The sequence below is a fragment of the Methylobacterium sp. P5_C11 genome (assembly GCF_054049775.1).
The window spans coordinates 1-8,393 of record NZ_JBFULS010000099.1; the positions used below are offsets into that span (position 1 = coordinate 1).

The 8,393-nt window shown below is 67.7% G+C and carries 7 protein-coding genes and 1 tRNA gene; 5 read left to right on the top strand and 3 right to left on the bottom strand.

Annotation, left to right across the window (positions count from 1 at the left end):
• On the top strand, window positions 1-1,872 hold a 1,872-nt coding region (locus ACXJKQ_RS27180), incomplete at its 5' end, for a hypothetical protein (RefSeq protein ID WP_457108788.1).
• Between the two features lie 1,408 nt (window positions 1,873-3,280).
• Here the strand turns inward: ACXJKQ_RS27180 and ACXJKQ_RS27185 are convergent.
• Window positions 3,281-3,356: transfer RNA gene (locus ACXJKQ_RS27185), tRNA-Ile, on the bottom strand.
• A 37-nt stretch (window positions 3,357-3,393) separates the two neighbouring features.
• Window positions 3,394-4,047: a DNA-3-methyladenine glycosylase family protein gene (locus tag ACXJKQ_RS27190; protein ID WP_457108789.1), complete on the bottom strand. Its 654-nt coding sequence runs from the start codon at window positions 4,045-4,047 to the stop codon at window positions 3,394-3,396.
• A gap of 234 nt (window positions 4,048-4,281) precedes the next feature.
• Between ACXJKQ_RS27190 and ACXJKQ_RS27195 the strand changes: the two genes are divergently transcribed.
• From ACXJKQ_RS27195 to ACXJKQ_RS27205, 3 genes are all read left to right on the top strand, one after another.
• The gene (locus ACXJKQ_RS27195) at window positions 4,282-4,839 is read left to right on the top strand and encodes a metallophosphoesterase (protein ID WP_457108790.1); all 558 of its coding nucleotides are present in this window, start codon (window positions 4,282-4,284) and stop codon (window positions 4,837-4,839) included.
• A gap of 64 nt (window positions 4,840-4,903) precedes the next feature.
• A complete protein-coding gene (locus tag ACXJKQ_RS27200; RefSeq protein ID WP_457108791.1) occupies window positions 4,904-5,206 on the top strand; it encodes a hypothetical protein in 303 nt (100 codons plus the stop codon).
• A gap of 78 nt (window positions 5,207-5,284) precedes the next feature.
• Complete coding sequence (locus ACXJKQ_RS27205; protein WP_457108792.1) at window positions 5,285-5,545, top strand: hypothetical protein; 261 nt, start codon at window positions 5,285-5,287, stop codon at window positions 5,543-5,545.
• A 227-nt stretch (window positions 5,546-5,772) separates the two neighbouring features.
• Here ACXJKQ_RS27205 and ACXJKQ_RS27210 read toward each other — a convergent pair whose 3' ends face one another.
• A complete protein-coding gene (locus ACXJKQ_RS27210; protein ID WP_457108793.1) occupies window positions 5,773-6,534 on the bottom strand; it encodes a sigma-70 family RNA polymerase sigma factor in 762 nt (253 codons plus the stop codon).
• 386 nt (window positions 6,535-6,920) lie between these two features.
• Here ACXJKQ_RS27210 and ACXJKQ_RS27215 point away from each other — a divergent pair, with 386 nt between their 5' ends.
• Window positions 6,921-8,087, top strand: coding sequence for a YihY/virulence factor BrkB family protein (locus tag ACXJKQ_RS27215; RefSeq protein WP_457108794.1), 1,167 nt, complete (start codon window positions 6,921-6,923; stop codon window positions 8,085-8,087).
• Window positions 8,088-8,393 lie beyond the last annotated feature (306 nt).

Consider the following 8,393-nt stretch of genomic DNA (forward strand, 5'->3'; position numbering starts at 1 on the left):
GTTTTGGCGGCTTTCGTTCTTTCACCCGGGGTTCTGTCCCTGGAACTCTTGGTCGCGATAGCCCTCGGTTTGGATTTCAAACATTTTGTGTTCCTCGCTGGCGCGCTGGACGCGCTCGCAGCGATCGGCGTCGCATTGTACTGGCGCCCAAGTCTCAGCGTCCGGGGGACGGGCTACCCCACGCTCCTGGCCTGCGCTCTGGTGGCTCCGATTATCTTTACTGTCCTGAGCGAGACGTTTCGAACAGATTACAATTGGCATAACATGATGCAGGTCGCAGCAATCCAGCAGATCAACCTGTTGCCTCGAATCCCTGAAGAGTTCGAGATGGCAGGGCTTCGGCTGAACTACGGCTGGTTGGGGTGGACGCAGCTTGCCGCGATCTCGAAACTTCTCGGGATCTCGCCGACCAGGCTGTTCCTGCCGATCAATGTGTTGCACTTTATCGGAATGTTCGTCTTCGTTACCGAAGGCACGGTCCTGATCCTTGGGCACCGACAATCCATCGTGACGACAGTCGCGAGTGTTGCTGTTGCGCTTCTTGCTGTAGGACTGCCTGATATCGTAATTGGAATATTCAAAGGTGGATATCATGCGGTGGGAGAAGCACGCATTACGCCCATGATGGAGAAAATCCAGAATATGGACACCATGGTCTTCGGGTTGTCCTCTTTCGCGGTGATGGTATTTGCGGTCCTAAGTTATCTGGAATTTAAACGCTTATCCTTTCTCATCCTCGCAATTCTTTCGTCTTTGGCGAGCTGTTCGGTTTATCCGCTTTTCCTTCCCTCGTGTCTGGCGGTCGCGGGAACACTGGTTGCCTATGAAGTCGTACAATGGATCCGCGGAGTTGGAGCACCTCATCATCAAGCCCTTATCAAAATGGGACTGGCGGTCCTCCTTTGGGGCGCGTGCTTTAGCATAGTGATTTGGTACGGGATTTTTCTCGGAAGGGACTCGGAAGTTCCGCCTTTCAGTCTGATAAAAGCTCGAGATTTTCCGCTTCAGTTTGCTCGCTGGGGATGGATATATTGTTCAATTGACGCAGTTCTTTTGTTCATCGTCGCCTTTCGAAGAAAATATTCGTCGCCATCCGTTCTATTTTCCATCTTCGTGACATTCGGCTTGCAAATGGCCTATGTCGTGATCGCGGTTCGCGACGGCGTCGAATACAAATTTCTCTTCACGGCACTGCTGTTCGCGGCACCTGTGGTCGCGGCTGCGATTTCCCGTTGGGCTCATGGCGGTTCGAGATCATGGGTCGTAGCGGGTGTATTGACCGCATTGTTTTTGTCCTGCGTGATCTACGAATTTCCCCGCTGGACCAGCCCTGATTTGCGTTATGCCGTTCCATTAGACATTTACGACCCGGACATCGCACCTGATTCGAAGGAGATGCCGGTCTGGCTACGGATGGTCCGCGATAAAACCCCTCGGAATGCCGTCCTTTTCACTGCGCCCGATGAGCGACCCATCGCGGTCTTTTCCGGCCGGGCCTTATACGTGTGTGGTGATGTTTCTATTCCGGTTTCGCGAGCTGGATACTCGATGAATTGCACCCGTGAGCTCACCTCCGTGAAGGGATACTCTCCCAAGATGGCGGCCGAGAGAATGCGGTTCCTGGGCCAGGTCCTGGACAAGGACATCGGCGATGCCGAAGCTCAGGGGTTGATGAAGGCGTTTCGACCCTTGGCCCGGCCAATGGTTTTTCATACCAGCGGTTTCTCAGGATTCACGCGCTGGCTTAAAGACAAAAATATTGGTCGACCAATCCTCGTTTCTGATACAGATGTGGTCTGGCTGGTCGATGAATCGGGCGCTGGCGTCGATCCCGTAAATAGCTCTGCGTTCCATCGTGGCGGACCCACATGAATTGAGTCAGTTCGTTTGAGTGCCGGATTTCGACCGGCCAGTCCCGGTGTGACGGAAGAGCTGCGTTTCCGGAGCCGGCCGGCGTCGACGTTTCTTCGGGCGCACGCTTGGGCTCGGTGGGTCAGTGCTGGCGCGGGCGGGGCCTGACGGCCTAGGGGTCAGTACTGGTCTTCTGGGCTCACGCCGTCACCCGCTCCGGGTTCCCCACCGGAATTGGGGTTTCTCGCGCCTTGTCGGTTCGGCGAGGCCCTTGGCGCCGGACGCGTGGGCGACGTCCGCGCCACGGTGGGTCGAACGGCTGGCGGTCGTCCGGGCGGCCCGACCTTGCCGGCGGCTCCCGCTCGTCCGGCAGGCCCTGCCGGCCCGGCAGGCCCTGGAGGCCCGGCCGGTCCCGGCGGACCCCTCGGCCCTGGCGGTCCGGGTGGACCCGCGACGGCCGTTCTGGATATCCCCGCTCCTCGAGACTCGGACGGTTTGGCGCCGTCCATCGCGTCGCCCTGTTCGACCTTGGTGCTGGGGCCGGTTGTGGCCGCGGTACCCGGGGGTCCCGGGGGTCCCGCTGGACCTTGCTCACCGCAATTGGCAACGACGATCTTGCGCTCCTGACGCGTCGTGCGCAGCGTCGCGATGCACGTGGCGGGATGATAGACGACGCGAAATTCGAAATATCCTCTATTGTCGATTTGGTGTGAAAACTGGCCATCGAGATTGATATCGGCGCCGTGCTCGTCGGAATAGCCCATTATCCAAAGTTCACCGCCGGTTATCTTGGCATCGGCCACGCTGATGTCGCCGGCGGCGGCTGAGAGCGAGGCGAAACAAATCATCGCTATCCAGACCAGCGCTAGCGGATTAATTCTGGCGGCCATCGATTGGTCCATCGCTCACGCGCCAGCAGTATATCTGGGAATTGGTGGGGAGCAACGATCGAGCGTCAACGAGCAGGCGCTTCGCCAGTGCGATTCACTCCGCCATGGCTGCGGCGTCGGGCCAAGCAGGCCGAGGGGAGGCCTTCTCTCCACGAAGTCGCGGTCGGTGGCGCTTGGCGCCGCGACGAAGGCCGCCCGATCCGACCAAGTCCAGCCCGCGTTCCGGGCGGGGTGAGGTCGAAGCCGCGTATGAGCCCCGCCCCCGTAGACCGCTCCTCGACCGCACGGTTGGCCCGGGCGGCGTTAAGGGCTTGACTCCGCGGGCAACCGGGTCTCGAGGGCGCGCCCGATGCGGGCCGCGGAACGGGGCGGCGCCGTCATCGGAACCGCGGCGCGCGGACCGACACGGCCCGTCGCGGCGGGTCACGTAGCCAGGAGGGGGCACGTCGTCGTTCCTGTCTGGCCCCGTGTCATGCGGGTCCGGTTGCAAGCCGGAGGGCCGACGCTCATCCAGCGTACGCAACACGTTGGATGATGGGTGGTGGGCCCGGCAGGACTCGAACCTGCAACCAGACCGTTATGAGCGGCCGGCTCTAACCATTGAGCTACGGGCCCGGAGGGCGTCGACGGATAGCCGATCCCCGGCTGTCCGTCACCCGGATTTCGCCGCGTCGCGGGGATGCTCGGCGGATCCATCGGACGCGACTAAGCCCGTATCCTTGATCCGCCACAGGTAGCGGGCCAGGATCGAGCGGTACGGCGCGAAGGCGGCCGCCACCGCGCCGGTATCCGCCTGCCCGGTCAGGCGGCGCAGGCAGCCCGCCGCCGCCGCGTCGCCCGCCGGCCAGATGTCGGGGTCGTGGAAGTGGAAGATGCCGATCATGTCGGCCGTCCAGGGTCCGACGCCGTGGATGCCGCACAGGATCGCCGCCCGCGCGGGATGCGGCAGGCGGCCGAGATCGGGACCGAGCACGCCCGCGACCTCCGCCGCCACGATCGCCTGGAGCGCCCGCACCTTGTTGCCCGAGATGCCGCAAGCCCGCAACAGCGCCGCGTCACCGGCCTCGAATAGGCCCCGGGGGCTCAGGCCCGCCGCCGCGGCGGCGGTCTCGATCCGCGCCCAGATCGCCGCCGCCGCCCGGGTCGAGAGCTGCTGGTTGACCACTTCGACGAACAGGCGGTCGGCGACGCAGGGATGCGCCGGCGGCTCGATGCGGATCGGCCCCGCCTGCAGGAGGGCGGCCTGCAGGGGCGGATGCGCCTGGGCCGCCGCGAGGAGATACGCATAGATGTCGGGATCGAGCATCGCCTCGGCCCATCGGCCCCCTCGGCCTGCCGTCCGCCGGAGGTGCGGCCGGGCTCGCGCGCTCCGGCTCCATCCGAAGCCACGGTCGCGCGGTTCGCCCGCCTTCTGCGACGGAAGCCCGCGCCCCGGCAAGGCGCCGCGGGGCGCCGGTCCGGGGGCGGAATGCCGCGCGGCCCGGGGCGGAGGGGGCGGCCGGTCTGGACGGGATGCGATCGCGGCCCAGGTCTTCACGGCATGGCGATCTTCTTCACCGCGGACACGCATTTCGGCGACCCGCATATCCTCCGCCATCGCGGGGCGCGATTCGGCAACGTCGAGGCCCACGACGCGGCCCTGGTCGCCGGCTGGAACGCCGTCGTCGGCCCGGACGATTCCGTCTGGCACCTCGGCGACTTCGCCGCTCACGCGAGCCGCGCGCGATGCGCGGCGATCTTCGCGCAGTTGAACGGCGCCAAGTACCTGGTCCGGGGCAACCACGATTCGAACCGCGTGCTGGACCTGCCCTGGGCAGAGCCACCGGTGGAAAGCGTCCGCCTGTCCGTCGCGGACGCGCGGGGGCGGGCACATCGCCTGTTCCTGTCGCACTACGCGCACCGGGCCTGGCCGGGCCTGTGGCGGGAGACGCGCCACCTCTACGGGCACAGCCACGGCTGGCTGCCCGACACCACCCGTTCCTGCGATGTCGGCGTGGATGCCTGGAACGACCGCCCGGTCGCCCTCGACGCCATTCTGGCCCGGCAGGATGCGGCCGCAACCGTACCCGAGGAACTCGCGGCCCATGGCATGCGCTGATTCAGGCGCGCCCGCGCACCACTCGTCCGCCGGACCGTCGCAATCCCGGCAGGAGGCCGTACCCATGACCGACAGCCCGTCACCACCGCCCGGCTGGACCGAGGCTGCGACCGGAGCCGCCGCCGAACTCGGCCTCGGAACCGACTTCGCGGCGCTGGACGCGCAGGACTGGGCGCGGGTCTGCCGACGGTCCGGGGAGATCCTCGCCGGACGGGGCCATGCCCTTCCGCCCGGTTGGGACGGCGCGCTGGCGCGGGCCGTCGGCCGCCGCGATCCGGCCGTTCCCCGGGACGTGCTGGCCCGTGACGAGGCTGACGCCCTCCTGGCCGAGAAGGGCGAGGTGTTCGCGCCCGAGGACGATGCCTGAGAGCACGATGGAGCCCGGGGCGGGACTTCGCGCCGACGGGTGGTTGCCGTCGCGGGGGTGCGGGCCGATGTAGGAGCCATGCCCCATCCCGAACACCGACGCGCCGACCCGATCCGTCCGGGGCGATCCGCCCCCAAACCCGCCGCCGGCGGGGCTGCGACCGCCCTGCGGGTGGTGCCCGTCGCCTCCAGCCCGGTCCTCGACGGGCCGACGCGACTGCGGCTGGGCCACCAGTTGCGGGCGCTGTACGATCCGGTGATCGACGAGGTTCTGGATCCCCGGCTGGCGGAGCTGCTGCAGCAGCTCGACGCGGACCGCACCGGCGACCCCTCGACCTGAGGCGGGAGCGTCCGGGAGATGGAGCTCCCATCGGTGGATCGGGGGGGTGTCACACCGATGGGAGCCGAGCCGAGTCGACGGATCGACCCAACCCGTTCCATATCGCCCAGGCACCGGCCAGGGCGCTTTCACCTAAGTCAAATTTCCCGCTGAATACCGAGGCTCACGGGTCGAAATGACCTGTTCGACAGCGGAAAACTCGGTGTCGGGTCGGGGCGCCGGCCCGTTCAGGGCGCGGTGCCGGTCACCGACAGCATAATCCCGTCGCTGCCGATCTCGGACCCGCTGTAGCCGAGCATCCGCGCGAGCTGTTCGCGGGCGCGCCAGACCCGGCTCTTCACGGTGCCGATCCGGCAGTTCATCACGGCGGCCGCTTCCTCGTAGCTCAGGTTCTCGATCGCCACGAGGACCAGCGCCTCCCGCATCACCGGCGCGAGGCGGTCGAGGGCGGCGCGCACGTCCTGGAGGTCGAGATGGCCCCCCTGCTCGGGAATACTGGTCAGGCGCTCGGCGTGGTTGCCGTCGCTGTCGGCGACCTCGCGGCCGTGCTTGCGGTGCTGGCTGTAGAAGACGTTGCGGAGGATCGTGAACAGCCACGCCTCCAGGTTGGTGCCGGGGGTGAAGCCGCCGCGGCCGCGCCAGCCGCGCAGCAGGGTGTCCTGCACGAGGTCATCCGCAGCGGCCGGGTCGCGGGTGAGGGAGACCGCAAAGCGGTGCAGGGCCGGCACCACCTCCAGCAGGCCCGCGCGGAACGCCCGGTCGCGTCCCCCCTCAGCCTGCGCCAGGGCGGTCTCCAGTCGCGCCAGCAGCTCCGCGAAGGGATTCGCTGCGGTCCCCGGCTCGAGGCCGATCCGGTCGTAGGTGTGGCCGAGCAGGGTGCCGAGATGCGCCCGCACGGCCTCGGGCAGGCCGTATCGGGTCTCCTCCCCGGCCTCCTCTGGAAGATCCTCGACGGCATCGAGGAGGGGCAAGCCTTCGGTGTCGGGCATACGGTCCGGTCGTCGGCGGGTGGGCTGATCTGGCCCGTATGACCGGTTGTGGCGTGCCGGGGCCGCCCATGCCGCAACATGGGTTAGCGCTTTCCCCGAACCGGGCTCGGCCGCGGGGCCGGCACGTCCGGCACGGTCGGAGGCCCCGGGCGCGGCCGCCCCGCCCGGTCCCGGTGACGACCGCGGCGACGGCGGTCAGGCGCGGCCTGCCGGATCCGCACCCTCCTCGAAACCGGGCAGCGAACCGTTCCCCGCGCCGCGGTGTTCCCCAGGGCAGCGGCCGCCCTTCGGGTGCGCCGCCCGTGTGCCGCCATGCACGCAAGCGCCGCCGTTGGCGCAAGCGGAGTGCCGTCCCGATGCCTGCCCCAAGTCGCCGAGAGTCGCCGATGTCAGCGCCCGATTCAGCCCCCACCGAGACCGCCGGTCCGGACCGACAGGCCTCGACGGTCTGGACGCTGGCGCTTGCCACCGCACTGATCGGTCTCGTGGCCCTCCCGCGCCGAACGGGGGCGCCGGCCCGAAGCTCCGTCCAGCCCTCCGAGCGGGACGGCGCGCGCCGTCCCTCGCCCGCGCACCAAGGCCGCGAGGCCGAGGCCGTGGCCCGTACCCAGACCGATCGCGGCCGCGGCGCGTCGACCCCGACCGAGATCCCCGCCAAGGGCTGGAAGGACATCGCGCTGCGCACCTATCACGACATCGGCGAGAACCGCCTGTCGCTGATCGCGGCCGGTGTCACGTTCTTCACGCTCCTGGCGATCTTCCCGGCGGTGGCGGCCCTGGTCTCCTGCTACGGGCTCTTCGCCGACGCATCGACCATCAACGACCAGCTCGCCAGCCTGCAGGGGATCCTGCCCCAGGGCGCCCTCGAGATCATCAGCGATCAGGTCAAGCGGCTCAACGAGCAGGGAAATACCACGCTGGGGTTCAGCCTGCTGATCAGCGTCGCCCTCTCGGTGTGGAGCGCCAATGGCGGCGTGAAGCACGTCTTCGACGCGCTCAACCTCGTCTACAACGAGCGCGAGACGCGCAGTTTCGTCGTGCTCAATCTGGTCTCGCTGACCTTCACGGGCGGCGCGCTGCTGTTCCTCGTCCTCGCCCTGTCGGCGATTGTGGTGCTGCCGGTGGTGCTGGCCTTCGTCGGGCTCGGCACGGATGCGTGGTGGCTGACGCTGCTGCGCTGGCCGGCGCTACTCCTGGCGGTGCTGCTCGGGCTCGCCATGCTCTATCGCTACGGCCCCAGCCGGGATGCGCCGCGCTGGCGCTGGGTGACGCCGGGGGGCGTCCTGGCGGCCGTGCTGTGGCTCGCCGCCTCGCTGCTGTTCTCGTGGTACGTCGCCCATTTCGGCAGCTACAACAAGACCTACGGTTCGCTCGGCGCGGCGATCGGTTTCATGACCTGGATCTGGCTCTCCACCATGATCGTGCTGACCGGCGCCCAGGTGAACGCCGAGATGGAGCATCAGACCGCCGAGGACACCACCGTCGGCGCGCCCCGCCCCTTGGGCACACGCCGGGCGCGCATGGCCGACACGGTGGGCGCCGCCGCGACCTAGCGCGGCCCGGTCCGTCGCGCCCCCGCGGACGCGTCGCGGCGCCGTTTCCTGAGTTGTCCCGCCCGTTGCGCAGGCTTGGGCGGGGCGACTTAACACAGGTTGGCGCGCGTTTCCCGGGCGCAGGCACAAGCCGATCAAGAAGATCCGGACATTCAGGTCCGGAATGCGGCTTGCCCTCTGCGAATAGAAATATCCGTGCGTCGCTCTTTCATCGACACCTTCGGCTATGCCGGCTCGGACCGGCGGTTCCTCCGGCGCCCGCGCCCCGCGCGCCGTGACGCGGCGGCCGGCCCGGCCGCCGGGCGC

Excerpts from the sequence above, each read along its gene's own strand:
- ACXJKQ_RS27195 (WP_457108790.1), top strand. The coding sequence starts at position 4,282 with ATGGCGATCTTCTTCACCGCGGACACGCATTTCGGCGACCCGCATATC.
- ACXJKQ_RS27210 (WP_457108793.1), bottom strand. The coding sequence starts at position 6,534 with ATGCCCGACACCGAAGGCTTGCCCCTCCTCGATGCCGTCGAGGATCTT.
- ACXJKQ_RS27200 (WP_457108791.1), top strand. The coding sequence starts at position 4,904 with ATGACCGACAGCCCGTCACCACCGCCCGGCTGGACCGAGGCTGCGACC.
- ACXJKQ_RS27205 (WP_457108792.1), top strand. The coding sequence starts at position 5,285 with ATGCCCCATCCCGAACACCGACGCGCCGACCCGATCCGTCCGGGGCGA.
- ACXJKQ_RS27215 (WP_457108794.1), top strand. The coding sequence starts at position 6,921 with ATGTCAGCGCCCGATTCAGCCCCCACCGAGACCGCCGGTCCGGACCGA.
- ACXJKQ_RS27190 (WP_457108789.1), bottom strand. The coding sequence starts at position 4,047 with ATGCTCGATCCCGACATCTATGCGTATCTCCTCGCGGCGGCCCAGGCG.